The organism is Winogradskyella litoriviva (genome assembly GCF_013249065.1).
Taxonomy (GTDB): Bacteria; Bacteroidota; Bacteroidia; order Flavobacteriales; family Flavobacteriaceae; genus Winogradskyella; species Winogradskyella litoriviva.
The window spans coordinates 1-348 of sequence record NZ_JABRWQ010000044.1 but is presented as its reverse complement, the minus strand read 5'-3'; the positions used below and the strand labels follow the sequence as shown (position 1 = coordinate 348).

General features: G+C 45.1%; 1 protein-coding gene. It reads left to right on the top strand.

The genetic code is table 11. The features are described 5' to 3' along the window. Window positions 1-348: DUF7507 domain-containing protein (locus tag HNV10_RS17115; RefSeq protein WP_206676005.1), on the top strand; the 348-nt coding region annotated here is incomplete at both ends.

Sequence of the window (348 nt, the reverse complement as noted above, 5' to 3'; positions counted from 1 at the left end):
TAGCAAACATTCCAAGTTTAGCACCAGGCGCAAGCGCCACAGTCACAGTAGCGCAAACGATAGCTCAAACGGATTTAGATGCAGGCTTTATAGAGAATAGTGCAACAGCGACAGGCGATAGTCCAACCGGTACAGATGATGTGAGTGATGTTTCAGATACGGATGTAGATCCAGATGGCAATCCAATCTTAGACAATGAGACAGTAGACGGACCAGATGCCGGAACCGACACAACCGAAGATCCAACCCGAACGGACTTAGCACCAAATGCGGAGTTAACGGTTACAAAAACAATCACGACATCAGGAAGTGCTTTAAATGATGTGATAGCATATGACATTATTGTAA